Origin of the sequence: Candidatus Poriferisocius sp. (genome assembly GCF_965204015.1) — a bacterium.
Lineage (GTDB): Bacteria > Actinomycetota > Acidimicrobiia > Acidimicrobiales > Bin134 > Poriferisocius.
Genome location: NZ_OZ241965.1, coordinates 543,181 through 569,452 on the forward strand (window position 1 = coordinate 543,181; position 26,272 = coordinate 569,452).

At 64.4% G+C, this 26,272-nt stretch carries 32 protein-coding genes, 3 tRNA genes and 1 riboswitch; of the genes, 20 read left to right on the forward strand and 15 right to left on the reverse strand.

Translation table 11 applies throughout. From position 1 onward, the window contains the following. The first annotated feature begins 146 nt into the window (after positions 1-146). The 5 genes from ACOGJC_RS02550 to ACOGJC_RS02570 all read left to right on the forward strand — a co-directional run bounded on the left by ACOGJC_RS02550 (position 147) and on the right by ACOGJC_RS02570 (position 3,985). The gene (locus tag ACOGJC_RS02550; protein WP_419846947.1) at positions 147-326 is read left to right on the forward strand and encodes a hypothetical protein; all 180 of its coding nucleotides are present in this window, start codon (positions 147-149) and stop codon (positions 324-326) included. After that, positions 323-637: a hypothetical protein gene (locus ACOGJC_RS02555; RefSeq protein WP_419846948.1), complete on the forward strand. Its 315-nt coding sequence runs from the start codon at positions 323-325 to the stop codon at positions 635-637. The genes ACOGJC_RS02550 and ACOGJC_RS02555 overlap by 4 nt, the downstream gene beginning before the upstream one ends. An 877-nt stretch (positions 638-1,514) precedes the next feature. Next, a complete protein-coding gene (locus tag ACOGJC_RS02560) occupies positions 1,515-2,066 on the forward strand; it encodes a VanZ family protein (protein WP_419846949.1) in 552 nt (183 codons plus the stop codon). Between the two features lie 279 nt (positions 2,067-2,345). Continuing rightward, positions 2,346-2,636 carry a helix-turn-helix domain-containing protein gene (locus tag ACOGJC_RS02565; protein WP_419846950.1) on the forward strand — a complete coding sequence of 97 codons (291 nt, stop codon included), beginning with the start codon at positions 2,346-2,348 and terminating at the stop codon, positions 2,634-2,636. 2 nt (positions 2,637-2,638) lie between these two features. Further along, positions 2,639-3,985: a HipA domain-containing protein gene (locus ACOGJC_RS02570; protein ID WP_419846951.1), complete on the forward strand. Its 1,347-nt coding sequence runs from the start codon at positions 2,639-2,641 to the stop codon at positions 3,983-3,985. Here ACOGJC_RS02570 and ACOGJC_RS02575 read toward each other — a convergent pair. Continuing rightward, a tRNA-Cys gene (locus ACOGJC_RS02575) sits at positions 3,986-4,059 on the reverse strand. Positions 4,060-4,087: 28 nt separating this feature from the next. On the opposite strand from ACOGJC_RS02575, the gene ACOGJC_RS02580 reads away from it, so the two are divergent. The 3 genes from ACOGJC_RS02580 to ACOGJC_RS02590 all read left to right on the forward strand — a co-directional run bounded on the left by ACOGJC_RS02580 (position 4,088) and on the right by ACOGJC_RS02590 (position 5,590). After that, positions 4,088-4,408, forward strand: coding sequence for a hypothetical protein (locus ACOGJC_RS02580; protein WP_419846952.1), 321 nt, complete (start codon positions 4,088-4,090; stop codon positions 4,406-4,408). A 44-nt stretch (positions 4,409-4,452) separates the two neighbouring features. Beyond that, on the forward strand, positions 4,453-5,061 hold the full coding sequence (locus tag ACOGJC_RS02585; RefSeq protein WP_419846953.1) for a hypothetical protein: 609 nt from the start codon (positions 4,453-4,455) through the stop codon (positions 5,059-5,061). Between the two features lie 76 nt (positions 5,062-5,137). Then, positions 5,138-5,590, forward strand: coding sequence for an ASCH domain-containing protein (locus ACOGJC_RS02590; protein WP_419846954.1), 453 nt, complete (start codon positions 5,138-5,140; stop codon positions 5,588-5,590). Positions 5,591-5,627: 37 nt separating this feature from the next. Here the strand turns inward: ACOGJC_RS02590 and ACOGJC_RS02595 are convergent, their stop codons facing one another. Both ACOGJC_RS02595 and ACOGJC_RS02600 read right to left on the reverse strand, forming a co-directional pair. Further along, entirely contained in the window at positions 5,628-6,005 is a 378-nt protein-coding gene (locus ACOGJC_RS02595; protein WP_419846955.1) for a GNAT family N-acetyltransferase, read from the reverse strand. A 136-nt stretch (positions 6,006-6,141) separates the two neighbouring features. Continuing rightward, positions 6,142-6,381, reverse strand: a complete 240-nt coding sequence (locus tag ACOGJC_RS02600; protein ID WP_419846956.1) for a DUF1778 domain-containing protein — start codon at positions 6,379-6,381, stop codon at positions 6,142-6,144. A gap of 145 nt (positions 6,382-6,526) precedes the next feature. Between ACOGJC_RS02600 and ACOGJC_RS02605 the strand changes: the two genes are divergently transcribed. The 4 genes from ACOGJC_RS02605 (at position 6,527) to ACOGJC_RS02620 (ending at position 10,138) form a co-directional block, all read left to right on the forward strand. After that, on the forward strand, positions 6,527-6,931 hold the full coding sequence (locus ACOGJC_RS02605) for a hypothetical protein (protein WP_419846957.1): 405 nt from the start codon (positions 6,527-6,529) through the stop codon (positions 6,929-6,931). Positions 6,932-7,307: 376 nt separating this feature from the next. Continuing rightward, on the forward strand, positions 7,308-8,057 hold the full coding sequence (locus ACOGJC_RS02610; protein WP_419846958.1) for a hypothetical protein: 750 nt from the start codon (positions 7,308-7,310) through the stop codon (positions 8,055-8,057). A 191-nt stretch (positions 8,058-8,248) separates the two neighbouring features. After that, positions 8,249-9,001, forward strand: a complete 753-nt coding sequence (locus ACOGJC_RS02615; RefSeq protein ID WP_419846959.1) for a hypothetical protein — start codon at positions 8,249-8,251, stop codon at positions 8,999-9,001. A gap of 270 nt (positions 9,002-9,271) precedes the next feature. Continuing rightward, positions 9,272-10,138, forward strand: a complete 867-nt coding sequence (locus ACOGJC_RS02620; RefSeq protein ID WP_419846960.1) for an HNH endonuclease — start codon at positions 9,272-9,274, stop codon at positions 10,136-10,138. A gap of 108 nt (positions 10,139-10,246) precedes the next feature. On the opposite strand, the gene ACOGJC_RS02625 is transcribed toward ACOGJC_RS02620, so the two are convergent. Continuing rightward, positions 10,247-10,708 carry a hypothetical protein gene (locus ACOGJC_RS02625; protein ID WP_419846961.1) on the reverse strand — a complete coding sequence of 154 codons (462 nt, stop codon included), beginning with the start codon at positions 10,706-10,708 and terminating at the stop codon, positions 10,247-10,249. Positions 10,709-10,881: 173 nt separating this feature from the next. On the opposite strand from ACOGJC_RS02625, the gene ACOGJC_RS02630 reads away from it, so the two are divergent. Continuing rightward, on the forward strand, positions 10,882-11,115 hold the full coding sequence (locus ACOGJC_RS02630) for a hypothetical protein (protein WP_419846962.1): 234 nt from the start codon (positions 10,882-10,884) through the stop codon (positions 11,113-11,115). Between the two features lie 451 nt (positions 11,116-11,566). Here the strand turns inward: ACOGJC_RS02630 and ACOGJC_RS02635 are convergent. Next, positions 11,567-11,640 (reverse strand) — tRNA-Cys (locus tag ACOGJC_RS02635). Positions 11,641-11,721: 81 nt separating this feature from the next. Between ACOGJC_RS02635 and ACOGJC_RS02640 the strand changes: the two genes are divergently transcribed. Genes ACOGJC_RS02640 through ACOGJC_RS02655 form a run of 4 tightly spaced genes read left to right on the forward strand, consistent with a single transcriptional unit; the run spans position 11,722 to position 15,295 of the window. Further along, positions 11,722-12,417, forward strand: a complete 696-nt coding sequence (locus tag ACOGJC_RS02640; RefSeq protein ID WP_419846963.1) for an alpha/beta hydrolase — start codon at positions 11,722-11,724, stop codon at positions 12,415-12,417. A 3-nt stretch (positions 12,418-12,420) separates the two neighbouring features. Then, positions 12,421-13,371, forward strand: coding sequence for a DUF7065 domain-containing protein (locus ACOGJC_RS02645; RefSeq protein ID WP_419846964.1), 951 nt, complete (start codon positions 12,421-12,423; stop codon positions 13,369-13,371). Between the two features lie 24 nt (positions 13,372-13,395). Then, positions 13,396-14,373, forward strand: coding sequence for an LLM class flavin-dependent oxidoreductase (locus tag ACOGJC_RS02650; RefSeq protein ID WP_419846965.1), 978 nt, complete (start codon positions 13,396-13,398; stop codon positions 14,371-14,373). Continuing rightward, entirely contained in the window at positions 14,366-15,295 is a 930-nt protein-coding gene (locus ACOGJC_RS02655) for a hypothetical protein (RefSeq protein WP_419846966.1), read from the forward strand. The genes ACOGJC_RS02650 and ACOGJC_RS02655 overlap by 8 nt, the downstream gene beginning before the upstream one ends. 48 nt (positions 15,296-15,343) lie before the next feature. Here ACOGJC_RS02655 and ACOGJC_RS02660 read toward each other — a convergent pair. The 9 genes from ACOGJC_RS02660 to lgt all read right to left on the reverse strand — a co-directional run bounded on the left by ACOGJC_RS02660 (position 15,344) and on the right by lgt (position 22,357). Further along, a tRNA-Gly gene (locus tag ACOGJC_RS02660) sits at positions 15,344-15,416 on the reverse strand. A gap of 49 nt (positions 15,417-15,465) precedes the next feature. Next, entirely contained in the window at positions 15,466-16,068 is a 603-nt protein-coding gene (locus ACOGJC_RS02665; RefSeq protein WP_419846967.1) for a DUF4202 domain-containing protein, read from the reverse strand. 8 nt (positions 16,069-16,076) lie between these two features. Then, the gene (locus tag ACOGJC_RS02670; RefSeq protein ID WP_419846968.1) at positions 16,077-16,304 is read right to left on the reverse strand and encodes a hypothetical protein; all 228 of its coding nucleotides are present in this window, start codon (positions 16,302-16,304) and stop codon (positions 16,077-16,079) included. Beyond that, positions 16,304-16,666, reverse strand: a complete 363-nt coding sequence (locus ACOGJC_RS02675) for a hypothetical protein (protein WP_419846969.1) — start codon at positions 16,664-16,666, stop codon at positions 16,304-16,306. Before ACOGJC_RS02675 ends, ACOGJC_RS02670 begins: the two co-directional genes overlap by 1 nt. After that, on the reverse strand, positions 16,663-17,493 hold the full coding sequence (locus ACOGJC_RS02680; protein WP_419848183.1) for a DNA-formamidopyrimidine glycosylase family protein: 831 nt from the start codon (positions 17,491-17,493) through the stop codon (positions 16,663-16,665). The genes ACOGJC_RS02675 and ACOGJC_RS02680 overlap by 4 nt, the downstream gene beginning before the upstream one ends. After that, positions 17,490-18,725, reverse strand: coding sequence for a trans-sulfuration enzyme family protein (locus ACOGJC_RS02685; protein ID WP_419846970.1), 1,236 nt, complete (start codon positions 18,723-18,725; stop codon positions 17,490-17,492). Before ACOGJC_RS02685 ends, ACOGJC_RS02680 begins: the two co-directional genes overlap by 4 nt. Further along, positions 18,715-19,971, reverse strand: a complete 1,257-nt coding sequence (metX, locus tag ACOGJC_RS02690) for a homoserine O-acetyltransferase MetX (RefSeq protein WP_419846971.1) — start codon at positions 19,969-19,971, stop codon at positions 18,715-18,717. The genes ACOGJC_RS02685 and metX overlap by 11 nt, the downstream gene beginning before the upstream one ends. 51 nt (positions 19,972-20,022) lie before the next feature. Continuing rightward, a riboswitch (SAM-I-IV-variant riboswitch) is annotated at positions 20,023-20,166 on the reverse strand. 52 nt (positions 20,167-20,218) lie between these two features. Then, positions 20,219-21,385, reverse strand: coding sequence for a DEAD/DEAH box helicase (locus tag ACOGJC_RS02695; RefSeq protein ID WP_419846972.1), 1,167 nt, complete (start codon positions 21,383-21,385; stop codon positions 20,219-20,221). A gap of 63 nt (positions 21,386-21,448) precedes the next feature. Further along, positions 21,449-22,357 (reverse strand): prolipoprotein diacylglyceryl transferase, encoded by a 909-nt coding sequence (lgt, locus tag ACOGJC_RS02700; RefSeq protein WP_419846973.1) that lies wholly within the window; start codon positions 22,355-22,357, stop codon positions 21,449-21,451. A 74-nt stretch (positions 22,358-22,431) separates the two neighbouring features. Here lgt and ACOGJC_RS02705 point away from each other — a divergent pair, with 74 nt between their 5' ends. Genes ACOGJC_RS02705 through ACOGJC_RS02715 form a run of 3 tightly spaced genes read left to right on the forward strand, consistent with a single transcriptional unit; the run spans position 22,432 to position 24,623 of the window. Beyond that, positions 22,432-22,887: a nuclear transport factor 2 family protein gene (locus ACOGJC_RS02705; RefSeq protein ID WP_419846974.1), complete on the forward strand. Its 456-nt coding sequence runs from the start codon at positions 22,432-22,434 to the stop codon at positions 22,885-22,887. A gap of 40 nt (positions 22,888-22,927) precedes the next feature. Beyond that, positions 22,928-23,713 carry an SDR family oxidoreductase gene (locus ACOGJC_RS02710; protein WP_419846975.1) on the forward strand — a complete coding sequence of 262 codons (786 nt, stop codon included), beginning with the start codon at positions 22,928-22,930 and terminating at the stop codon, positions 23,711-23,713. A 25-nt stretch (positions 23,714-23,738) separates the two neighbouring features. Beyond that, positions 23,739-24,623 carry a 3-keto-5-aminohexanoate cleavage protein gene (locus ACOGJC_RS02715; RefSeq protein ID WP_419846976.1) on the forward strand — a complete coding sequence of 295 codons (885 nt, stop codon included), beginning with the start codon at positions 23,739-23,741 and terminating at the stop codon, positions 24,621-24,623. 12 nt (positions 24,624-24,635) lie between these two features. On the opposite strand, the gene ACOGJC_RS02720 is transcribed toward ACOGJC_RS02715, so the two are convergent. Beyond that, positions 24,636-26,249, reverse strand: a complete 1,614-nt coding sequence (locus tag ACOGJC_RS02720) for an alpha-amylase family glycosyl hydrolase (protein ID WP_419846977.1) — start codon at positions 26,247-26,249, stop codon at positions 24,636-24,638. Between the last annotated feature and the right edge of the window lie 23 nt (positions 26,250-26,272).

A 26,272-nucleotide genomic window follows, 5' to 3' on the forward strand; every position in this document is an offset into this window, starting at 1 on the left:
CAAGTCGCATCCGGCCTCCCCAGAGCTTCGCCTACATCGATGCCCGGACCGGCGATCGACTTCTACGAATGGCCGCTTAACCTCCAAGGGCGGCATTCGAACCCCCAGCGGCATTGAAAGCTGCCCCGATTCCCTATACTGAGTTTGTGGCTCGCAAGATCTGGACGGTGGCGGAGTTTGAGAAGCTCACTCCTGCCGAGCAGGATGCTGAGTTCCAGGCCAGCATCGTCACCGACCTCAGCGAGGTTCCTCCCGAGTTCCTCGACCGCATCCGCAGCCGCCTCCTAAGCCGGACTTCCCCACCCAACCCTTCCAGCTCCGCTTGAGCGGCGACCGAAGAGCGGTCCGGGTCACCTCGGACTTCTTCCGTGATCTAGACAGGGCACTCCCGAGCGAGCGTGGTCCTGCTGGACAGCCTTCGGCAATCGATTTCCAGACTCTAGAGCTGCTTCGCATCGTCGAGCACTTTGCGGTGTCATTTGACGACTTACCCGAGCTGTTTCCAGATCGCGCCGACTACCGGCTTTTCATCGCGGCCGGCATGCTCGTTCCCCGATTCTCAGTGATCGGCCAACTTGCCTCCGATGGTGCCGTCGAACTCGTTCAACTTGAGATTGACCTCGACGCCCCTTGGTAGAAGCCATAGTCATTGCCGGGCTGGGTTTAGCGGGTTTTGATGTAGAAATCTCGGGCTTCGGTACTCTCTGCATGGATCAACAGACCCCGACATCCGATCTCGGCACACCATCGCAGCAACAGCCGCCCTCGTTGCCTACAACATCCGACTAGCCAGGGAATACGGGTAAGCCGAACTCGACGACACCCCCACCGAAACAGCCGCAGAACCAACCAACACCGACCCCGACAACGACACAGCACTCCCCCAACAACGACCACCACCCTGAACCCCCCTGATCACGCCCACACGATGCTGACGGCATAAACCGTCAGTATCACCGCGCCCGAAAACAACTCCACACCGCGACCAACGCCCAGCCGGGCCGCGACCAACCCTCAAGACCCCCGCCAACCACCCCAAAACCCCCCTCAACCACCCCAAAACCGCACAATCAGCCTCAAATGGCTAACTACAGACCACACAAATGGCTAAGACCCCGTAAGAGGGGTGTTCGCCACCTGATCTGACCTGGGCCTACCCGGATGGTTATCGGGGACTCCACCTAAGAGAAGGGGGGTGCTCCACCTAAGGAAGGGAGAGTAGCCGGCAGTGAAAGAGTCGGTGCAGTGGGTTCAGGATCGCCTAGGGCTGTGACCTGGGAAAATGGCTCCAATTTGAGGACCCTTTGTCCTGAAACCTGCTCGAGCTACTGAAGGCTGTTCGCGCTGGTCGGAACCCAGGAACGAAGTGATGTCCTCCACTACTTTCAGGTTGTCTAGCGAATTTCTCGAAATTTTCGGCTCGGCTTCTGGCTCCTGTTCGCACCAGCACCGATCGAGATGTGCGACGCCTATGGCTCTCGACCGTGGCTGTCTTTGCTGCATAGGCTCCTGCGGTGCGTCCCTTCACCTCGATCCGCGAGCAACGCCTATGGCTCTCGACCTTGGCTGTCGTCGCCGCGATCTACGCCACCCTCGGCCTTACCGGCCGCCTGGCCAGCACCCTGCGAGAAGCAGGACTGATGTCCGCATTCTTCGCAATCGGTATGGTGCTGACCGGAGTGGCCATCGTCGTCCAAGGGCTGCGATCGCGACCTGGAAGTGCTGAAATCGCTGTCGCTCTGGGAGTCGCGACGGTCTATTTCATGGTGTTTGTTCGCATGAGCAGTCCCGAAGAACGCACCCATCTGATCGAGTACGGCATAGTTGCACTGCTCATCCATGCAGCCCTCAACGAGCGCGCGACGCGGAGTCCGCAAATGCCTGCCCCCGCGGTCCTCGCTGTCACAATCGCGGGCGTCCTCGGCGTGCTCGACGAACTCATCCAAGCACTGCTGCCCACTCGGGTCTTTGACCCGCGCGACATTCTCTTCAATACCTTGGCGGCCATCTTGGCGGTGGGCGCAATCAAGGCCCTCCGGTGGGCAAGACAACGTGCCGGCAACTGAGGGTCAGCAAGCCTATTGGGTCTTGCAACCAGTGGACCCCTGAGGATGCAAACCAGTCAGTTGCGCCAGGAATTCGCTGCGTTGACGGCGCCAGCGTCACGATGCCGCCACCTGAGGGTCGGCGCTGCCGACAGCCTCCGCCAGTTTTAGAGAAGACTCGGTGTGTCCTGCCACTCTTTGACACTGTTCGGTGTCAAAGAGTGGCAGTAACCGTTCGGTGGCACGATGTTTTTGACACCGTTCGGTGTCCGACAGAAGGGAACCGGCTAGAATTTGCCTATGTCTGCGGATGAGAGTCCAGAAGCCGGTGTGCCGGTGTTCACTCCGTCTGATTTCGGTCACGCTATCCGGCATGTCCGCAAGGACAGGAGCCTGACCCAATCTGCGTTTGCCGCTGAACTAGGGGTGTCGCGCAAGTGGTTGTCCGAGGCGGAGAGGGGCAAGCCCGGCATTGAACTGGGCATTGCCCTCGCCGTATTGCGCGAAGCCGGCTACATGTTCGTGATGGTCAAACGGCCCGAACCTGAGTTTGATTTCGAGGCTCACCTGCAGTCGCTGACGGAGGACTAGCGGTGGAACTCGCTGTGCTGATCGGCGGGAAGGTCGCCGGTTCGCTCGACCTCTCCGAAAAACAGCCGTCGTTCGAGTACGCGCCCGCATACATCCAAGGAGGCGGGCCACCCCTGTCAATCGGAATTCCGCTGTCGAGGGCGCGTGCAGAGGGGGAGGGGCTTCGCCGGTGGCTAGAGGGCCTATTGCCCGACGACACCGACACGATCCGCGGTCTCCGGCGGGAGCACGGCCTCCAGGGCGGGGACTACCTGCGGGTGCTTGGCACCTCGATGGGGGTGGACTGCGCCGGGGCGATCCAATTCTGCCCGCCCGAGAGGATCGAGTACCTGCTCTCGGCAACCGGCGACGAAGAGCCGATAACTGAGGGGGAAATCGCAGAATGGCTGGAGCGGATACGCACCAATCCTGGCAATCGGGCCTTCCGCGCGGGCCGGGCCGATTCTGGTTTCAGCTTGGACGGGGCACAGCCGAAGGTCGCAGTGCGCCGCTCACCGGGTGGCGGGTGGATTGTGCCAGACGGGCCTAGACCCACCACCCACATCATCAAGTTGGCGAGGCAGGACAGGTTTGCGAACGAGGCCGTGACAGAGCACCTGGTCATGGAAACAGTCCGCCATATGGGAGTGACGGTAGCTCGCACCAGACCGGCCCGTTTCGAAGGTGTGGAGGTGCTGGTCGTCGATAGGTACGACCGCAGCAGCGACGGCACCTTTCGCATCCACCAGGAAGATCTCTGCCAAGCGCTCGGATACAGGCCGGACATGAAATACGAAAGTGATGGAGGCCCTGTCCCCGAAGAGATCGCCCACGAATTGCGACGGGCCGACCCGGCTAACGCCGAGGCGAACATGAGGCAGTTCAGAAACGCATTGCTCTGCCAGTGGCTCGTAGCCAGCATCGACAGCCACGCCAAGAACCACTCGGTGATGCTCCTCGGGCAAGGCACCATGCGCCTAGCCCCAATCTACGACCTCAACAGCTGGCTGCCGTACCGCAAGGACACCCCCGTGTCGATGCTCCGCATGGCCATGGGCATCGGGAGCGATGTCACCATTGGGAGCGCGGACCAGCCCGAGGCCATGAGGCTCACCGCCGAGAGGCTCGGCCTCAGCCCCCTAGAAACCGCCGAGCGGGCAGTCGAGCTTGCCACGCAGCTCCCCTGGGCACTTGACGAGGCCATTGAAGCGCTCCCCCCTCCAATGGCAGACCTGCCGGTAGTCGGAGTGCTTCGCGACGGGTTATCGGCCCGCATCCCCAAGTGCAGGGAAGTGGCCGAGTCGGCCGCCAGCCAGGCACGCCCACGGGCTGGCCGCGGAGGCAGCACCGTGGCCTCCATTGGCCCCTAGAGCGCCGGAGGGGATTTGAACCCGTGAATCATGGCTTTGCAGGCCACTCCCTTAGTCCGCTCGGGCACCGGCGCGGGTGCGGCCGCCGGAGCGGCGATCTACGTGACGGCAAAGGGTCTGGAGTGCTACAGCGAAATGTCCGCCGATGTCGATTACGGACCCGGCATGGTCGACGAGGGTGAATTCGAGGGATTCTCCACATTTGGAGAGGCCGTCTCGGACTGGTGGGAGAACGGACCCGGCAAGTGCAACAGCCCAAATGAGCCGCTAACCCTTTCCTCCATGGACGGCAGCAAGGCCGGCTTCCGCGACAAACAGGGCAACACCCAACTGCACCTCTACGGCGAACAAATCATCAACGGCCAATGGGCCATCAGCAGAGCCGAGGTCTGCCACAACCCATCGACCTACATCCCCCACTAACTGAAGGCGACAGGAGTTGACGGGTTGACGATTAGAGTGAGCGTATGGCTGATTCACTATCGGACCTGAAAACTCTCTACACGTCTGACCTTGAAGAGGAGCGGAATCGAGATCAGTTTCACTCCAGCGAGCAACTCCTGAATGAGCGCGTAGACATGTTGGTTGACGCGTTCCACGAGCGTCTATCGGACGCTCGACACGTCATCGAAGAGATCAGCGCAGATGAGGCCTGCGAACTCGGCGCTAAGGCAGCCGAAGTGGTTGTAGCCAGCGCCAGGTGGTCGCGGCTGGTCGGCGACCGAATCGACACCTCAGAAGCCTCGAGAGTCTTAGGCGTCTCCCGACAGGCCCTTTCAAAGCGACAGGCTTCTGGGTCTCTGCTGGGCCTCCCCGGACACAACACCACCTGGTATCCGACGTGGCAGCTAGACATCGAAAACGAATCGATCCGACCCGAAGTCCGTGACATCATCGGAGCGTTCCGAGACGCCCTAGGCGAAGGAGCCGACCCATTCCTGATCGCCTCATGGGCCTCCACAACCCAGCACGAAGACCTCAACGGCCTATCCCCTGCTGAGTGGCTCGCCGACGGCAAAGACATAGAACAACTCCGTCAAGCTGCCCAGCGAGCGGCGGAAAGTTCTGCCCAATGACCGACTGGTCCTGCTACTACTCGAAAAATCGACGAAGCTTGTGGCCAGGCATTCTGCCGGGAGGGTTTGAGACGAAATGACTGAGGACATTGCAAAACTCGATCAAGACCGGATGATTGTCCTGTCTCTCAAGCCAAGATTCGCTGAAGCCATCCTTGCCGGCACAAAGACGGTCGAGCTGCGCCGCACAACGCCCAAGATCGAGGTTCCGACACTGGCGCTTTTGTACGCAAGCACCCCGTTGCGAGCACTGCTCGGCACATGCATCATCACGAGCGCCAATTCGGCCCCCCTCTCAGACTTGTGGCGCGAGTTCGGCTCAAGAGCTGAGCTGTCCTTCCCCGAGTTCAAGAGCTACTTCGACGGCGTGGAAGTGGGCACGGCGTTAACGCTGACCCAGCAGCGACGTCTGACTAGGAGAGTGCCTCTCCAAGACCTAAGGGCGGAACCAATAGCCTTCCGACCTCCCCAGAGTTTCGCTTACGTCGACGCCCGGACCGGCGATCGACTTCTACGAATGGCCGCTTAGCCTCCGAGGGCGAGAACTCAAATCCCCAACCCAAAGTTCACCCGAGCAGAGTCTTGTGGATGTCCTTCATCAGGAGGACAAGGTGGAGGTCGTCAGTAGGCGATGGTTCAAACTCTGGCATTTGCCGGAGGTAGAAATCTCGGGCTTCGGTGCTTTCAGCATGGATCAACAGCCCTCGACATCCGATTTCAGCACCCAATGTCGCGGCACGAGCAATCACATCCTGCACCAGTCTGCTGCCGATTCCCCGCCTCTCGTGGCGAAGGTCCACACCGAGCCTGGCCAGTAGCGCGACCGGCTGGGAATACCGGCCCACACCACGCCTCCACCGATTGGGCAGCTCAACTGCCTTGACCGACGCCATGCACCAGGCGTAGTACGCGACCACCTCGTCCTGGCTGTGCTGGTTGACCACGAAGACCCTCGCCATATTCGCGGCAGTGGACTGACGAGCGTGCTGACGAAGCCACCCAGTCTGCTCCGATGAACGGCATTCGAAAACGTCAATCCGATGCCCTGCTGTGAGCGGTGCCGGCTGCTGATAACGCGGGTCAGTCGACAAAGAAGGGAGATGGCTTGGCCATCAGCTCCCGCAGTTCGGGAATGTCTCGGGCGGGCCGGTCATTGAGGGCTTCCCATGCCTCCCAATCTTCAGGGCTGAGCACAAATTCAGTGCGATCAGCGAACACCTGCCCAGACGCGTCCTCCGCGGAGACCGCTGCAACACCAGTGAGATTCGAGGACTCCTGGTCAGCCTGCTCATCCTGTTCCCACTGCTTTTCAGCGCCCATCGCTCCCACCTCCGATCTTGTCTGGTTCAAGGTGCAGCCACCCTACCGCCAGTCAGATTGAAGTGCAATGAATTATCACGAAAACTTGCAAATGGTGGCCCTGACAGGCTGCGCAATTCCCGGGGAGGTTCATTAATGTTGCGCGGTGGCCTTTCGAATTGAGCGGACCGACAGCACTCTTCGGATTGTGCTTACTGGATTGGACCGCATGTCCAACTTTCGCCGCATCGTCGAGATCGACCGAGCCAACATCACCGAGGCAGCTGTCATCCAGCGCCATGAGGTTGAGTCCCGCATCGACCACCGCCTAAACGGAATCGGATCCCACTCCGGTGAGCGCTATCCGGGATGGCGCCGAGTCGGGCCTCACCTCGGCCGGGACGTAATCGGCCCACAGTTCTGGGCCACGGCTCGCAGCGGGCCCGAACTGCCCCTGCTCGTGCTGGACTTGACCAATCACAAGTTCAAGAGGGCTGTACTCGAAGTGAGCGACCCCGAACTGATCGACGCACTCCTCGCATGGGGAACATCACCGGGCCGAGACTCATAGCCGTCGCGTCCAATTGCGGGCAATAGGCGAATTGCCCTCAGAGGGCTTCTAGCCACCTGATCTGACCTGGGCGCACTCGACCAATTTTCAGAGGCTCCACCTAGCGGAAGGGGGGGTGCTCCACCCAAGGAGTCAGCGTAGCCGGGAGACTTAGGTATCCAAGAGGCTTTTTCGCAGAAATACCGGCTCTACCTGCGAAAACAGCCCTGAGCCGGTGGGTTGTCCCGCAAGGCACTTTCTCAAACTGGTCTTCCCGGCGGTGCTCCGATTGGACTGGACCTAGCGAGTAGTCTCCGAACGGGTGATACCGATACGAAGCCGATGGCATCCGAGCAGGCTATGGATCGGATACGCGTCGAACGCGGGGCGGTTCGTCATGCCGATAGCCAAGTTCTTCTATGGGGACACCCACAAGTGGTATTTCCGCTCCGCCGCGGCCGTCTTCGTGGCTTCCTACGTCACCGCCGTTGCCGCCCATTTCGACGACAAGCACCGCTGGATTCTCTACCTCATCGCGTTCGGCGTGGTCACTGGGGTGTATTGGCTGTTGTACGCGCCTGCGAAATGGGTTCAAGCAGACAACTTGCAATCAGAAAGCGATTTCGTGAATCGGAACAATCGGTCACGGCTGCTAGTGGATCTAGGCGGCGGCACATACCAATATGCCGAAGAGTTGTTGCACTACAAGGTTAAGGAGATTTTGCACAGCGGCACGGTTTCGGAACATCCACATGTGCCCTCAGAAGTGCGCGTGCTGCACTTCTACTTGTTGGACGAAGGAAGGTGGTCTGAAAGAGGTCCCTATGGATACACGAAGCAATGGAAGCCACCGGGATTCTGGCGCGGGAAAAAGGAGTTCGGGACCTTCCGCGATGCAATTCACCGAGAGATTGCAGACAGCAGGACCGGCCTCCCTCTGTCCACGCGCCTAGGGGCTGCCAATAGGGATCATTGGGGGTATCAGGTTGGAGAACTTGTCAAGGCCATGCTGTATCTGGACGATCACTCCCCCAGGTGGAGAAAGAGAGCGCAAAGGTGGGATGACGGCGGCTGGGCCAGAATCGTCCTACGAAAGCCACGAACGCTTGTTTCCCGAACTTTTGGCCGAAGCCCGCGGGATGCGTAGCACCTTCGTGGTCTCCTGTTTGATCGCTCTAGCGGTCTAGCTGCCTCGCTTTCGCCGAGGTCTATCGGGAGTCCCGTTCGTGGACGGCGACGAGGCTTTTTGTATGCGGTCCCCGTTCCTGGTGCCCTTGCCGCTGTGAGGAAGCTGACCGGGCGCAACCGGCCCTCTTTGACCGGCATAGTATGTCGGCCGTGGCGCGGGCAGCACCGTCGGACCCAGTAGGCGACCCGCACTGCGGGCGCAGCGCCTCAGAGCGCATTGGCTTCACGGCGAGGGGGCAGTCGTGGGATGTCGAGTGGGGCAACCATGAGGTGTTCGGCACTCCGGCGTTCTGGGTCAACCGGACGGCGATAGAGGGATACGAGGAGCGTCTCGCAGACAGGGCCACCGGCGGCGACATCGAGTCGGTAGTCGTGTTCGGATTGCTCGGGGGTTCGGGAATAACCGCTGAGGTGGCTCGCGCAGCCCAACGCGTCGTGCTTGCTCTCCTTGCCGAAAACTCTGGTGCGACGGCAGAAGACATCGAAGAACTGCTGCGGGAGCCGCTGCCGGGTGATCTGGGCCGATACAGGTTCCCGAGGCAGCGGTCTCAGCGCATCGTCGCAGCAGTGGACCGGCTCCGCTCCGAACCCCCGCCCGACGACCCGCTCGAATTGAGTCGCTACCTGAGGGGGCTGCGAGGAGTCGGCCCCCAGACCTCTGCCCACATCGTCCGCAACCTGACCGGCAGCGCCGAGGTGGCGATTGTCGGCGTATGGCTGGTGCGGGCCTTGACCTGGGTCGGCATCTTCAAACCGGAATGGCGCGTTTCTCGACACTACGACAGATTTGAAGAAACGTTCCTCCAGTACGCAGCATACGGCAACGTCCAGCCGGGAGCATTAGACCTGTGCATCTGGGAGAAAGCCCGAAGCGTCGATCCCTCGTACTTCAGCTTGGAATAGGTCCAATGGGGGCTGGAGCGGATTGATGGCGGGATTGTCAGGCGAACCGGCGGAGCTGCCGGTGTCCCCGCAGCTACCTGTGTCTCCGGCCCATTAGGTGTTGCCCCTGGGCGCAGCACGGCAAACTAGACGATCCCAACCCCATAGGAGTTCGAGATGAACGCGATCCCCAGCAAATCCGCCGACCGGAAGGGATCGTCTGAATCTAGGGCTTGGATAGTGCGCGCTGGCCGCGAGGGGGAAAGAGTCGCGCACAACCTTGAACACGGTGTGGCGAGTATCGGTTGGGACGAGTGGGTTGCCCCTGACCTCTCATCGTTTGCGGACAGGAACGCCTATGGGGAGTACATCGAGCAGGAATTCCAGCATCACACAGTCAGTGAAAGAGCAAGCTCCCGCGATCAGGTTTGGCGTTTCTACCACGACATCAGCGTGGGCGACCTCGTGGTCATGCCATTGAAGAACCACGGCACTGCCGAGGACTGGATCGCAGTCGGCCGGGTGACCGGCACAGCAGCCTACGACCCATCCCAACCCTATGGTGCCCATCACCGCCGATCTGTGCGGTGGCTGGCATCAAGCGTTCCCAAGGCTGCTGCGCCTGACGACCTGCAAAGCTCAATCGTGTACTCGCGTAGGACCGTCACCGAGCCGAGGGCCAGCGGTGCAGCCCGAATGATCCAGGAATTGGCCGACGAGTATTTCGACGCTGCGCCAGATGATGCCCAAGACACAGAACATGACCCAGGCAACCATCAGCATTCCTCCCTGTCGGGCGACGAGGCCGGTGCATTCGACAAAGACGGCGGTTTCGTGGAAGGGGCCACCAAGTTGGTCCCAGTTGTCGTGTACGAGCGGGACCCGGAAGCCCGCCGGATTTGCGTCAAGCATCATGGCGCGAAGTGCCAGGTGTGCGGCATCGACTTCGGCGAGGAGTACGGGGACTTTGGAAACGGCTTCATCCACGTCCACCACAAGACCCCTGTGGCCCGAGCAGCCAAAGACGGCGAATACAAAGTGGACCCGAAAGACGACCTCGTGCCGGTGTGCCCCAACTGCCACGCCATGCTCCACCGCCACCCCGACAAGCCATGCACCGTAGAAACGCTGAAGGCCATCCGGGAATCACTGCAATAGACGACGACCGTCCGAGCGCCTCGCCTGCGAAGAGGAGGTTTCCCAAGAGCCAGGCACCCAGCACGCCAAGCTGCCGCACGACACTCAATGCTCAGACTGTTCTGCTAGCTAGAGCAATGGGGTTAGCAGCCAGAGGACGCCACCCGTAGCCACGGCCAACTCAAGGGCCACGGTGACCTTGACCCGCTCCAAGACCTTCTCGTTGTCTTGATTTTGGGAGGCCAACTTCGTCGCTAGTTCGATCTCCACATCCCTAGCACTTAGACCGTCTGTAACGAACTGCACGAGAGTGCCCGAGTCAGGGCCAGATTCCCATCGGTTGGCGAAGACTCCTGCGATTACCACGAAGGCGACCAAGAGCAACCCGAGGGTCAGGAGATCGCCAACCGACTCCTCGCCTGAAGGCACATCTGCTACAGCCAAAAGAGCGCCAAGCGACATGACCGCTCCGAGGATGAGCCTGGAGTTCAGTTTCCAGGACTTCAGGGAGTCATATTGCAAGTTGCATCGGTCTCGAAACACGTCCACGACGAGTGGCGCTGCGCCTGCGGTCGAGTTCCTGTCGGACATGATTTGCTCCTCTCCCGGAAGGGACACCATTTGGGCGTTGGGAGAGTAACCGGGCGCGGAACCCTCCTTAGCTCGACTGGGTCGACCAACCTCGCCATTCGGCAACAGGCCGCATCGCATAGCGAAGGGGAACACCATTAAGACAGATTGGAAGGTGCCTGCCAGTCGGGCTGGTGCCGCTGCCGCGTCGGTGCCAGCCGGTGGTGGTACGGTGCGGCATGGGCTGGCTCTACCTCTTGCCGGTGCTGTGCCTCGTCGCCGCAGTGGTGATCGACACGGCGTGGCGCAGGTTGATCCGATTTCGCTGCGATCGCTGCAACCGCCTACAGCCAGCCGCCAAGCTGTCCGAACGGGGCGGGTGGTCCGACTGGTGCGAGGACTGCGGACAAACGATCAACGCGGCCTGAGTGTGCGAAGGGGTCCGCCCCATTCATCTATGAGAGTCCTGTTCTTCGCGTCTCTTTCTTTGTGTCCGAGTTGGAACATTTCTTTCCAAAGAGACGGCAGTCAGCGCCGTCCTTTCCAGTAGTTGTCTCTGGGCTTCACTAATTCTTTGATATGGCATTTTCCCAGTAAGGGAGACATGTGACGGCAGTGCCCTCTCATCGTCCGCTGCTGCTGTTCGGGGCTTGTACTTGCAGGAACGCCATGTGTGTTTTTCGCGAGCTTCCGCGCTGGTTTCCGGTTTTTGTTCTTCCAACTCGGTCTGTGTTTTCGCCGGTTCGTAGGCGTGCTGTCGGGGGGTAAGTGTCACAGGTGGTTCCCATACTTGCCCGCTCATGTCAGCCAGAGAAGAAACCACACAGCAGAACCGAAGCGCCCATCACGGCCCTTTACACAAAAGAACTGACAGTCCTGAGCGCCGGACGGGATTTGAACCCGTGAATCATGGCTTTGCAGGCCACTCCCTTAGTCCGCTCGGGCACCGGCGCGGGTCTGGCTGTAGGAACAGCCAGCGTGGACAGTGTATGGGATCGGGCTGAGCATTCCACATGGCGTTTAGGGTGTCGGCCATGAGCGATGGCGGCGTCCGGTCCCCGTTGGAGTTGCTGGACGTGATGGGGATTGTGGAGGCGGAGACCAGTGAGGGGCTGCGCCATCTGGAGGTGTACTGCCCGGACGGGCTGTTGACGCTGCTGTGGCATGGGCCTCGGGATGCAACTGATGTTGTGGTGACCTTGGGCGGGGCCATTGGGGGGTTGCTGGGGCCGGCTCGGGCGCTGTACTTGCGGTTGGGCGAGAACTTGGGCGAGGAGGGCGTTGCGGTGATGCGGGTGCACTACCGGCGGCCGGGGATCATCGAACGGTGTCTGCTGGATGCGGCGGCGGCGGCTGATTTGGCGGCTCGGGAGCAGGGGCGGCGGTTCATCTTCATGGGGCACTCGTTTGGGGGCGCGGTGGCAGTGCAGGCTGGCGTCGCCCTTGGGGAACACACTGCGGGGGTGGTGGGGCTGGCCACCCAGTCGGCGGGGTGCGAGAACGCCGCCGCTTTGGGGGGCACTCCCCTGCTGTTGATGCACGGCGGGCAGGACCAGATTCTGCCAGTGCAGGCCAGCGAGGCGGTGCGAGCCTTGGCGGGGGGCGGCGAGCTCGTGGTGTATCCCGAGGCCGATCATGGGCTGGCCTCGGTGTCCGATGAGATCGCCACTACGCTCGCCGAGTGGATTCCGGCCCGGTTCGCCGAGCATGCCAACAGACAAGGGAGCTAATTCGTGGGAGCAGCTGAAGACGCCTTGATCGGGCCGGAGGACGACAATTTCCACCCGCCGTCGAACCACCCGTGGGAGACCGAGACGTGCTGGTATGCCTTTTGCGTGCCCGAGCGCAACCTAATGGGCTACCTCTACACCTGGATCCGCCCCAATCTGGGCATCGCCGGGGGCGGCACGCTGGTGTGGGACGACACCGCGTATCTGCCGTGGGAGGTGCCGTTCTTCGACTACAACCACAGCATCCCGCTGCCCGAGGGCCTCGACCTGCGCGACGCCACCCTGCCCACCGGGATGCGGGTGAAGGTGATCGAGCCGCTCACCAGCTACGAGCTGGGCTACCGCTACCCCTACGGCGACATGTTCGAGGCCGATCTGCGCTTCGACGCCCTCACGCCGCCCCACGTGTTCACCCGGGGCGAGCCCCCGTTCACCATTGCCAGTCACATCGACCAGCCCGGTAGGGTCACCGGGCGCATCCGCCTCCACGGCACCGACATCGACGTGGACTGCTGCGCCATGCGAGACCGGTCGTGGGGGCCCCGCTCCGACCTCCAGGGCTTCCGCATCGGATACGCCTTTGCCACCACGTCTTCCCAGAGCGCCTTTCTGTGCTACTCGCTGCCCAAACCCGACAGCGACCCCATCAACGCCGGCTACTACCTGCGCGACGGCGTGCGGGCCGACATAGTGAGCGGCGAGCGGCGGGTGGAGCGAGATCCTCAGCACGGATACGCCACCGCTTTCGAGATCGAGGCGGTCGACGAGATGGGCCGGGAGCTGCGGGCCACCGGCACGCCGGTGAGCCGCATCATCTTCAACCCCTATCCCAAGATGCTCACCTGGGTGAGCACCACCGCCTGGGACTTCGACGGCGGCACCGGCTGGGGCGAGGACCAGGACTGCTGGCGCCCCGACCAGTGGTCCGCCTACCGCCGCAGTCTTCGCCAATAGCCCGGCACCAGTAGTCTCTCCGCCATGTTCACCTGCCGATTTGAGCTGCGAGTCCCCCCGTTCGCCGATGTGACCCATGCGCAGTTGCACCGCGAGTACCTGGACATGGTGTCGTGGTGCGACGACAACGGCATCGCCACCGTCATCGTGTCGGAGCACCACGGGGCTGATGACGGGTTCATGGCCTCGCCGCTGGTGCTGGCCAGCGCCGCATTGGCCCGCACCGACAACATCATGGTGGCCATCTCGGCGCTGCTGCTGCCGTTCCACAACCCCATCCGCATCGCCGAGGACATCGCGGCCATCGACCTGATGGCGCCGGGGCGCCTATCGGTGACCATGGGGGTGGCCTACCGGGAATTCGAGTTCGACATGTTCGGCAAGGACCGCACCCGCCGGGGGCGCGACACCGAGGAGGCCATCAAGCTGATCCTGCAGTGCTGGTCGGGCGAGCCGTTCGAGCACGAGGGCCGCACCATCTGGGTCACGCCCAAACCGGTCACCGAGCCCCATCCGGTGCTGATGGTAGGCGGGTCGGTGCGGGCGTCGGCCCTGCGGGCGGCCCGGCTGGGCCTGCCGTTCTCCCCCTCCACGCCCGACCAGTCGCTGGCCGACCTCTACTACGAAGAAGCGGCCCGGCTGGGCTACGAGACCCCGTTCGCCATCGTGCCTGACGGCCCGTCGATGGTGATGGTCACCGAGGATCCCGAGCGCACTTGGGCGGCCATCGAGCGCCACGCCCTGTACGACGCCGGGCTGTACAACAGCTGGCAGTACGACGACCACCACAACCTCACCGCGGTCGACGCCGACGACGTGGCCGGGCTGGCCGCCAGTGGCCAGTGGGATGTGCTCACCCCCGAGCAGTGCGCCCAACTCGTGCGGGACAAGGGCAGCGCCATGCTGCACCCGCTGGTGGGCGGCATCGACCCGGCCATCGGCTGGGAGAGCCTGGAGCTGACCAAGAACCGGGTCATGCCGCTGCTGGCTGCCGATGGCTGAGTCCGGTGAGCGCCTGCTGAGTGCCGAGGAACTGGCAAAGCTCAGCCAGCCGCCCCGGGCTGAATTAGTTGAAGCGCTGGCAGAAAACCCCGAAGCCGCCGTCGAGGTGTTTCGGCGCATCGACCGGGCCTACCGGAACTTCATCGACGGATTCGGAGCGTGGATAGCCCAAACCCAGCGCTTCGTTGCCGACCGCTATGGGGCCGACGGATTGGCGCAGGTGGGCTCAGCCGACGACGCCTATCGTTCTGCGCTTCTGCATGGGCTGACCGACGAGGACGTCATCGGCCGTCACCGTCCCGACCGGGCCGACCGCATCGCCGGGCTCATCGAATCAGGCGACCACGAGGCAGCCTTGGCCGCCTTCGACGATTTAGCGGCCAGCTACCGCCGGATTCACGACGTGGAACGGGACCGCGTGGCATCGGTTTTGTCGCAGGTCTACCGGGCCTGGGGGCCCGACGTGCTGGAGGAAAGCATCCGCTTCGCCGGGGAGCAGACCCTGCTGGGATGGATGCCCCACGACGTGGCCCGACCGGCCGAGGTGCGGGTGCGGCAGTGGGCCGGAATGCAGAAGGGCAACTTCGCCGACATCACCGTGACCGAGACCGACGACGCCTTTGTGATCACCGTCCATCTGTGCGGCACCTGCGGCCGCCAGGTGTCGGACGGCTGCTACGGCGAAACGCTGGACCTAGCGGTGGTGGCCGAGGACCATCCCCTCACCTACGGCAAGGGCCCCGCTCCCATCTACCGCACTCACGTGTCGGTAATGCACTTCTGGGTGCCGATGGAGCGCACCGGGGTGCCGTGGCCGGTGATCCAGTGCCCCGCAGGCATGGACGCGGGACCATGCCGGATCACGCTGTTCAAAGACCCGGCGGCCACTCCGCCGGAGGCTTACGAGTTCGCCACGCGCTGACCAGCGCAAAGGCCCAGCGAAAGGGCATCGGGGCAATCAACAACTGGGAGCGGATGACCGGGCTCGAACCGGCGACCTACACCTTGGCAAGGTGTCGCTCTCCCAACTGAGCTACATCCGCAGGACGGCCCAGCATAGCAAGCCGCCATAGGGGTACTCACAGCAATAGATCAGCTGCCAGCCGCCTCCAGCAGGGCCGCGGCCCGGTCGCCCAAGTCCAGATCTTGGGCCACTCGGCGGCCGGCGGGGCTCATCTTGGCCAGGGTCTTGGCCAGGACCTCGACCATGTGGTCGTCGCCCAGCTTGTCGGCCAATGCCTCGAACTGGGTTTCGAGGAATACCAGGCACAGGGCGTCTTCGTGGGTTTGCACACGGGGGTCGGTGCTCAAGCCCTGCTTGGCCACGATGGCCGACACCTCGGCGGCAAAGTCGTCGTCATAGCCCACCGCGGTGACGATGTCGGCCACCTCGGCGGCGTGGCGCTTGCCCTGGGCGGCCCGCCACCGCAGATAGCCGGCTCGGCCTTCTGGGTAATCGGTGCGAGGAAGCGCCCAACGCCGCAGGTGGTGGGCCCGGGCGGCCACCAGTTGGGCGTCGTCGGCATCGGGGTCGAGGCGCTGCACCCACTCGGTCATCAGCTCGGCGTGGGCCTGCTCTTTGGGCCGGGACTTGCCGTCGATTTCAATGGTGAAGGGATCGTCGGCGTTGGCCGCATCGATGGCTGCCAACGCGGCGCTTAGCCGGTTGCTCGGGGCCGCAGCGTCAGAGCCCATGGCGAAGGTCAGGAGTCGGCGGGGGGACGCAAATCCACCCGCAAGACGAGAAAACCGTCCTCGATGGCCCCGGTGGCGTCGCCGATAATGGCGAAGTCCTGGAAATCCTCCTGGGCCCGGCGGATGAACAGGGTCCGCTCCTCGCCGCCCACCGGCGGCAGCGGGCGGCTTCTCACCGCCTCGGCCCGCTCCCGGAACCGGTTGATCATCGCCTCCACGTCCAATTCGTCGGCCATCAACCGAGCGTATCTTCTGGCTCTGGGCTGTCCGACGAATCGCCGGCCCCCAGTCGGGGACTGTCTCCGGTGCGCACCCAGTAGATCAGCGTTCCCAAGAGGGCTATCACAGCCACCGCGATCAACAGGGCCATCACCAGCCGAACCTCGTCGTCGGAGTCAGACGGTGACGGGGTTTCGGCCGGCTGCTCCTGGGCGACCGGTTCAGACGATCCGGAGGCCGCCGCGCCTGATCCCCATGCCGCAGTCCCCCACAGCAGCAACAGGATCAAGCCATAGACCAGCAGCCGCCTCGCAGACTGGCCATGAGCACGCACGGTGTCCAGTCTCGCGCAGTGCAGTGCCGCCGCGGGTCCGCTCACCGCTGGTGTTGGGGACAGGAGTAGGTGGTGCGCCCGCCGATGGTCCGCCGGTCCAACAGCTCGCCGTCTCGGGGGCACGATCCGCCCCGCACTCGAGCCAGATGGAGGTCGCCGGTATGCGATCCTCCCCGATCGGCCAACTCGGCAACCGTGGAGCGGATCGCTTCGGCCAGCCGCCCTTGTTCGGCCCTGCTCAGCGAGCCCGCCTCCCGGGCCGGGTCCAGACCAATGCGCCACAAGATCTCGTCCACCAGCAGATTGCCCAGTCCGGCCACTCGCCGCTGGTCGAGCAACCGAGCCTTCAGCGCGGTTCGGCTGTTCTCCAGAGCCCCAGCCAACTGATCCGCGGTCAGCGCAAAGGCGTCGGGGCCCAGCCGAGTGTCATCGGGGTCCAATTCCACGCCGCCCAGGCGCCGGGGATCGACTATGACCAGGGTCCCCCCGTCGGCGAAGCCCAGCTCGAACCGCCGCCACTCGGGAACTTCCCGGGCACTGGAATACTCCAGCTTCTCGATGACCGCGTGGTCGTCCACCACCAGCCTCCCGGTCATGCCGAACCGAAGGCCCAGCACCGCGCTGGCCTGTTCGTCGGGATCGCCGAAGTCCATCATCAGGAGCTTTCCAATCCGGCGCACTCCGACAACGGTGCAGCCGTCCAACGCCAGACCAAGCGCGGCAGCATCGGCGCCCCCTTTGATGAACCAGCTATCGGGGGCATGGACGAGGGAGACGGTGCGGCCCACGGTGGCCGCCGCGGCCCGGCGGTAGTACTCGACCTCGATGATCTCAGGCAGTGAAACCGACCTCGATGTACTCGGCGGTCTCAGGCCGTGGCTTTGTCGGCGGCGTGCAGCAGGTCGGCCACCACATCGTCGCCGTGCTCCAGGCCCACTGACACCCGGATGGTGCCCGGCCCGATGCCCGCGGCCGCCAGCTCTTGGGGCGTCAACCCGGCGTGGGTGGTGGACGCCGAGTGGGTGACCAGGGTCTCGGGTCCGCCCAGCGACGTGGCGACTTGGGCCAGCCTCACCGCCTCCACGAACCGCTCCCCCGCCTCGTGCCCCCCGGCCAGGTCGAAGGCCAACAGCCCGCCGAACATGCGCATCTGCCGCTTGGCCAGCTCGTGTTGGGGGTGGGAAGCCAGGCCGGGGTAGCGCACTGTGTCGACTCCAGGGTGGTTCGACAGCGCCTCAGCCAGCTGTTGGGCCGTTGCGCTCTGGCGCTCAAGGCGAACCCCGAGGGTGCGCAAGCCCCGCAGGCCGTTCATGGCGTCGAACGGAGCGGCGTTGGCCCCCTGCAAGATGGCGAACGCCCACAGCGAGGCGATCAGATCGGCGCTGCCCGACACCACCCCCAGAGTGGCGTCGTTGTGGCCGCCCAGGCCCTTGGTGGCCGAGTGCACGCTGAGGTCAATCCCGTAGTCCAGCGGTCGGGTGATATTCGGCGGGGCGAAGGTGGCGTCCACCGCCTTCAGCGGACCTCGGATGGCGCCCAGCTCCTCCAAATCGACCAAGTCGAGGCAGGGATTGGCCGGGGTCTCGGCGAACACCAGCATGGTCCGGCCCGGCCGCACCGCGGCCTCAAACGCCCCCGGCTCGGTGCCGTCCACAAAGGTCACGTCGATACCGAAGCGGGGGCACACCGCCTGGAGCAGGAATTGAGTGCCGGAGTAAAGCTGGCGCTGGGCCACGATGTGGTCGCCCGCCGAGCACAGCCCCAGGATCACGCAGCTCACCGCGCCCATTCCCGATGCGAAGGCCCGGGAGGCCTCAGCCCCCTCCAACTCGGCCATGGCCTCCTCGAAGGCCGCCACCGTGGGATTGCCGTTGCGGGTGTAGTAGTGGCTCTCCGACGGGTCAAGCGCCATGCGCCGGCCAGCCTCAAGCGACGGAATGCGGAACGTGGTGGTGGGGTGTAGCGATGGGGCCAGCTCCGCTCCGCCCGAGCGCCGGCCGGCCAGCACGGCCAGGGTGTCGGGGTGGGTGAACCCCGCCGGATCGGGCGCAGCCACGGCTTCTCGGCTGTTGCCCGCCTCGTCCCAACCAGCCTCAGCCGACACTGCTGCCCACCTTCTCCAAGAAGTCCTTAATGGCCTGGCCCACCGCCTCGACTTCCAACAAGAAGCCGTCGTGGCCGTGCGGGCTCTCCACCAGGGTGTACACGCACCGGCCGCCGGCTGCCACCACCGCATCGTGGAGCTCGACCTGTTGGCGGGGCGGGTACAGCGTGTCGCTGGTGATGCTCAGCGAAAGCACCGGCGAGGTGATTCGAGAGACCGCCGCGGCGATGCCGCCCCGGTCCCGGCCGATGTCGTGCAGGTCCATCACCCGGTTGAGCACCAGATAGGTGTTGGCGTCGAACCGCTTGACCAGCTTCTCCCCGTGGTAGTCGAGGTACGACTCCACCTGGAACCGGTCCCACGGGCCGTACACCGAGTGGATGTCGAACAGCTCCCGGCCGAAGCGGTCCTCGAACACCTCATCGGACCGATACGTGATCTGGGCCAGCGACCGGGCGATGGCCAACCCGGCGTGAGGGCCTTGGCCGGGCGGGTTGTCGTAGTAGTCGCCCCCCCGCCAGTTGGGGTCCAGCGCCAAGGCGGTGCGGCCCACCGCCGACCAGCCGATCTGCTGGGCGCTGGCCGCCATGCAGCCGGCCAGCGAGCACACCGACCCCACCCGGTCGGGGAACATGACCCCCCACTCGAGGGCCTGCATGGCCCCCATGGAGCCCCCCACCACTGTCAGCCACCGCCGGACGCCGAGATGGTCGGCCAGCCGGCGCTGGGAGCGCACGATGTCGCGCACCGTCACCGTGGGAAACGACGAGCCATACGGCGTGCCGGTGTCGGGGTCGGGCGATGCCGGACCGGTGGTGCCCTGGCAGCCGCCCAGCACGTTGGCGCACACCACAAACAGCTCATTGGTGTCGAGGGCTTTGCCCGGACCGACCATCTCTCCCCACCAGCCGGGGGTGGGATGGCCGTGGCCGGCGACGCCTGACACGTGGGAGTCGCCGGTCAGAGCGTGGCAGATGAGCACCGCATTGGATCCGTCGGAGGCCAGCTTCCCCCAGGTCTCGTAGGCCACGGTCACCTTCCTCAGCGCTCCACCGCCCTCCAACTCGAAGGAGTGGGGGCGCGCCAAGGTGAAGAACTGGCGGTTGCCGGGAGGGTCGCCGGGCAGCCACGCCCCGGTTACCGGCAATTCGGCGCTGTAGCCCCGGGGATGGACCGCCGGGGTCACGCTATCGGCCGGCTCCGCGGGAGGACGCTGTTCGCTACTGAGGTTCTCGTCTGTCGGCATGGTCCTCCCTTCGTCTGTCTAGGGGAGGGTCACTGTCTCCGCAGCGGTCAAGCACGGACACTTGGTTGCGCCTGGCTGAGCCAGAAGCCACATCCCCCGCCGAAGCGGGTGAGCACCTTGGGTGTCCCTCCCAGGTTGCTGGACTCCCCATCCGAGCACGCTGACTCGGGCGGCAAGCCGCTCTTGATGTATCCCACCAGGGTAGCGGAGCCCAGATATCCGGCTCAACCTTTTATGGGCCAACGGATCAGACGGGCTCAGCCACCGGATCCCATCGGTCTAGGGCATCCAGCCGATCGTCGTTGGAGAACATCTCCACGATGGGGACGTCCAACGACAGCCGGCGCTGGAGTCTCTTGACCTCGAGCTCCTCGTTCCACAGCGACAACGTGACGGCCATGCCCGTCTCCCCGGCCCGGGCGGTGCGCCCCGAGCGGTGCAGATAGGTCTTGTGGTCGGGCGGCGGGTCGTAGTGGATCACCACGTCCACATCGTCGATGTGCAGTCCCCGGGCGGCCACATCGGTGGCCACCAGCGCCTGGATATCACCGGAGGCGAACCGGGCCAACGACTGCTCCCGCGCCTTTTGGCGGAGGTCGCCGTGGATGGGCTCGGCTCGCACGTTCTCCGCTTTGAGTTTGCGGCTGAGCCGGTCGCATCCGTGGCGGGTGGCGGAGAACACCAGCGCCCGGTTGGAGGCCCGGATGATGGCCGCAGTCACCTTGACCTTGTCCATCTCATGGACGGCCACGAACCGGTGCTGCATCTCGTCCACCGTCACCTGCTTGGACTGCACCTCGTGGCGCACCGGATCGCTCTGGTAGCGCCGCACGAGGGCGTCCACCGCCCCGTCGAGGGTGGCGGAGAACAGCATGGTCTGGTGGCGGGACTCCACATGGCGCAGAATCCACTCCACCTGGGGCAAGAACCCCATGTCGGCCATGCGGTCGGCCTCGTCCACCACCACGATCTCCAGCTTGGCCACCGACACTGCTTTGCGGTCGATCAGGTCGATGAGCCGTCCGGGGGTGGCCACGATGATGTCCAGACCGGCCTCGATCCTTTTGATCTGGGCTTCGATTGGCGCCCCGCCGTAGACCGGAGCCAAATCGAGGCCACGGCACCGGGCCAGCGGGCGCAGCTCCTTGGCCACCTGCACGGCCAGCTCCCGGGTGGGAACCAGGACTAGGCCGCGCACCCAGTGGGAGTCGGCCCGGGAGAGGTTCTCCACCATGGGCAGGCCGAAGGCCAGGGTCTTGCCCGACCCGGTCTTGGCCTTGCCGCACACGTCCAGGCCGGCAAGGGCGTCGGGAATGGTAAGGGTTTGAATGGGGAACGGAGCGTGGATGCCCCGCTCCTTGAGCGAGGCCACCAGGTCTGAGGCCACGCCCAAAACGCGGAATTCTTCTGTCATCTGTGATCCGGGCTGCGAAAGGAAGCGGAATGATCGCCAGCCCGCGTCTTCAGGATACCGGGTTCAGGTCTCCAAAGAGATGTTTTCGGCGGGCTCGTCTTTCGACTCCGGCTGTTCAGGCGAGGCTTCTTCGGGCGCCAACTCGTCGGAAGACGGCTCGTCGGGAGCCTGTTCCCCGGATTGATCACTGCCGTTTCCACCCCGGCCGTAGATCAGGTAAGCCACCGAGCCGAGGATCAGGGCCAGCATCACCCAGATGTTGACCCGCACTCCGGCCAGCTCGCTGGCGAAGTCAACCCTGATGAACTCGATCCACAGCCGGCCAAGGGAGTACCCCAGCACGTACAGCCCGAACAGGCGGCCCGGCTTCAGCGTGAAGCGCTTGCCTATCCACAACAACGCTCCGACCAATGCCAGATTCCAGATGCACTCATACAAGAACGTGGGGTGGAAGGTCTCATCGTCGAGATATTGCAGCCGGCGGTGTTCGGGATCGATCTCCAGCGCCCACGGCAAGTCGGTGGGCCGCCCGTACAACTCCTGGTTGAACCAGTTTCCCCACCGTCCGATGGCCTGGCCCAGAGGCAGGGCGGGGGCCACCGAATCAGCAATATCGGACAGCGGGATGCCCTTTTGGCGGGCGTATACCCACATGACCGCCGCAGCGGCGGCAACCGCGCCGGGTATGCCCAAGCCCCCCTCCCAGATCTTCCAGACCTCGCCCCAGTTGCCCTGGTAAGTCTTCCAGTCGGTGATTACGTGATAGATCCGCGAGCCGATCAATCCGGCGATCACCGCCCACACGGTTGTCGAGCTGGCCAACTCGGGGGAATGGCCCCGCTGGATGAACCGGCGGGCGAACAGCCAGGCCGCGGCCAAGACGCCGAGGGCAATCATGAGGCCATAGGCCCGCAGTTCCAGGGAGCCGATGTCCAAGCTGTTGGAGCCGGGACTGGGAATCGATGCTGGCATCACCGCTCCACTCTGCCACGCGACGGCCCCGGTCACTTATCCCAGGCGGCGGGCGATCTGATTAGATTCTCCCCATGATCGACAGTGCGCGACAGATTGAAAACCTCATGTACACCTACGCCGAGCGGATCGACGCCGGAAACTTGGAGGGGGTGGCCGACCTGTTCGCCCACGGCCGGATCGTGGCCTCCCCCGACGCACCGGTGGAAACAGTGGTGGCCGGGCGCGACGAGGTGCTGGGGATGTACCAGGGCTCCACCCGCCTATACCCCTGCGGCACGCCCCGGACCAAGCACGTCACCACCAACGCCATCATCGATGTTGACGACGATGCCGGCACCGCGGCGGCCCGCTCTTACTACACCGTTTTCCAGCAGCTCGACGACTTCCCGCTCCAGCCCATCATCACCGGCCGCTACCACGACACATTCCACCTCATCGACGGCCAGTGGTGGTTCGACCAGCGGACCATGCTGGTGGACCAGTTGGGCGACCTCAGCCGCCACCTGCTGTTCGAACTGAAGCTGTAACCGCCGCGACGGCCTCGCCCATCACCGAAAGACAGCACCTATGACCGACTTGACCCCAACCAATTTGTTCGGCCTTGACGGCAAGATCGCCCTGGTCACCGGGGGCGGCCGAGGCATCGGAGCAATGATCGCCGAGGGCCTTTTGGGCGCCGGGGCCCGAGTGATCATCTCCTCTCGCCGACAAGAGCAGCTTGACGAGGCGGTAGCAGAGCTGTCGGCCATCGGCCCCGTGGAGGCCATCGCCGCCGACTGCTCCACCGAACAAGGCTGCGTGGGGCTGGCCGAGGCGGTCGGCGAGCGCACCGATCGGCTGGACATCCTGGTGAACAACGCCGGGGCCACCTGGGGGGCGCCGATGCAGGAGTTCCCCGACTCAGCGTGGGACAAGGTGATGAACCTCAACGTGAAGGGGGTGTTTCAACTGACGGTGGCCCTGCTCCCGCTGTTGGAGGCGGCGGCCACCCCCGAAGACCCGGCCCGGGTGATCAATCTGGGATCGGTGCAGGGGCTCCAGGCCCCCGACATCGAGAACTACTCGTACTCGGCCAGCAAGGCCGCGGTCCACCACATGACCCGGGTGCTGGCCAAGAAGCTGGGGCCCAGCCACATCACGGTCAACGCCATCGCCCCGGGGGCGTTCTACACCAAGATGATGGCCTACACCCTGGACACTTTCGGCGATGAGATCGCGGCAGCCACCGCACTGGGGCGGCTGGGTCAACCGGAGGACATGGCCGGGGCGGCCGTGTTCCTCTCGGGACGGGGCGGGTCGTATCTCACCGGAGCGGTCATCCCGGTGGACGGCGGCTACTCCACCACCCTGTAGAGAGCCTGTAGAGAGATAGCCGCCAATGTCTCCTGTGTTCATCGAGGTCCGGGCCAACGAGTACACCGGCCGAGAGGCCAACCCCAACGTCCCCTGGTCGGTCGACGAGTTGATCGCCGACGCGGTGGCCTGCGCTGAGGCCGGGGCGTCGGTCTATCACTTCCACGGCCGGGACCCCTCGACCGGGGCGCCGGTGTGGGATGCCGACACGCTGGGGGCGGTCATCGTTGGGGTGCGCGAGGCCTGCGACTTGATCCTCATGCCCACCCTGGGGGCCTCCACCGTGCCCGACCCCCACGCCCGGCTGGCCCCGGTGTTGGAACTGGCCGCCGATGCGGCCACCCGGCCCGAGCTGGCCCCCATCGACCTGGGCAGCTTCAACATCGACCCCTATGACCCGGCGACCGGCGCCTTCGGCAACCCCGACATCGTGTACATCACCCCGCTGCGGGCGCTTCGTGAGATGGTGGCCGCGTCGGCCGAGGCCGGGATGAAGCCGATGGGCGCGCTGTGGACGGTGGGATCGGCCCGGCTGCTGGCGGCGTTTCTTGACACCGGGGACATGGCCGCGCCGGCCTATGGCGAGGTGACGCTGTCGGACTCGTGGCTGTCAGGTCATCCGGCCACGGTGGACGGCATCGACGCCATGACCCGCTTTCTGCCCGACGACGGCCGGGCAGTGTGGGGCTGTTTGGCCTACGGGGCCGATCTGCGGCCCCTGGCCCCTGAGGTGATCGCCCGGGGCGGCCATCTCATCGCCGGGCTGGGCGACTATCCGTACCTGGAACTGGGAACTCCCACCAACGCCGACGTTGTGGCCGCGTTGGCCGGCTGCATCGCGGACTCAGGGGCTGAGCTGGCCACCGTCGGCAAGACTCGGGCAATGCTGGGCCTGGCTCCTGCTTCCTGAGCCTCGATCCGGTCAGGCCGCGTCCGGCACCCGGACCAGAAGCACGCCTTCGGGAGCATCGAGGCCGATGGCCGACTCGGCCACCGCCCCAGCAGACCGCTGGGAGGAGAACGCCAGCCGCCACTGCCCCGGCGGCAGCTGGAAGTCGGTGGCAATGTCGCCCACGTTGAGAGCGCACACGCAATCGCCCCGGCGGAATCCGATCACCGGTGCCGAGCGGTCGGTCAGCCACTCCATCTCGCCACCATGGAGATCGCCGAGCTCATGGCGCACGGTGAGGAGCTCCTGATACTTAGAAAGCACTGAGCCGGGGTCGTCTCGCTGGGCCGACACCGTGTCGGCGTCGGCTCGGTGCACGGGTAGCCACGGCTCGGCGCCATCGGTGAACCCGCCCGTCGGCCCCGGCGACCACGGCATCGGTGTGCGGCATCCGTCCCGGCCATCGGCGGAGTTCTGGTTCCGGATGGCCACCGGGTCCAGGCGCTGATCCAAGGGCACGTCCACATCTTCGAGACCCAGCTCATCGCCCTGGTAGAGGAATGGCAGGCCGGGCAGGGCGAACAGGAGCACGCAGTGGGCCAGCGACCGCGCCCGGCCCAGCCCGCCGCCCCCCAACCGGGTGGGCGCCCGGGGGTCGTCGTGGCTGCTGATGGCCCACGACAAGTCTCTCGGTGCGGCGTCGAGCGCATCTCTGAACGTGGACCACATGGCCGCCGGTTCCCAGGGAGTGTGCATGGGGGCGAAATAGAAGGCCCGGTGCAGCCCGTCTTGGTTGGCCACATACCGGCTCACTTGATTGGGATTGTTGTCCCTCAGGTAGACCTCTCCCAGAAGCAGGGCGTCATAGCGCTCCGCGATAGCCCTCCACCGGCGGTAGATGGCGGTGGTGCCAGATTGGTCGAGGTCGTAGCGATGGTCGTAGCAGCCGAACGCCTGACGAGGGCTCATGTCGGGGGTGACCGGAAACCGCTGCGGGTTGTCGGGCATGAGCATGTTCTTGACCAGGCCATGGGCCACGTCCACCCGGAAGCCGTCCACATCGCGATCCAGCCAAAACGTGAGCACGTCGTCGAACTCCCGCACCAGTTTGGGGTTGGACCAGTTCAAGTCGGGTTGCTCGGGCAAGAACAGATGCAGGTAGTACTGCTCGGAAGCCTCGTCGAAGGTCCAGGCCGATCCCCCGAAGTGCGAAACCCAGTTGTTGGGGGGTCCACCGCCCAAGGCCGGGTCCCGCCAGTGGTAGAAGCCCCGCATGGAGCTGTCCGGATCGGCCCGGGAGGCTTGGAACCACGGGTGCTGGTCGGAGGAGTGATTGGGAACCAGGTCGATCAGCACCCGGAGTCCCAGCCGATGGGCCTCCGCGATGCAAGCGTCGAAGTCGTCCAGCGTGCCGAACAGGGGGTCGACCCCGGTGTAGTCGGCCACGTCGTAGCCGAAGTCGCACATGGGCGACGGGTAGAAAGGGGTGATCCACACGATGCCCACCCCGAGCCAGGCCAGGTAGTCCAGCTTCTCGGTCAGGCCGGGGAAATCGCCGACCCCGTCGCCGTTGCCGTCGGCGAATGAGCGGATGTACACCTCATAGCCCACCTCGCGGTCCCACCAGCGCACGTTGTCTTGGGCCATGACCACCGAAGCCTTGCTGTTTG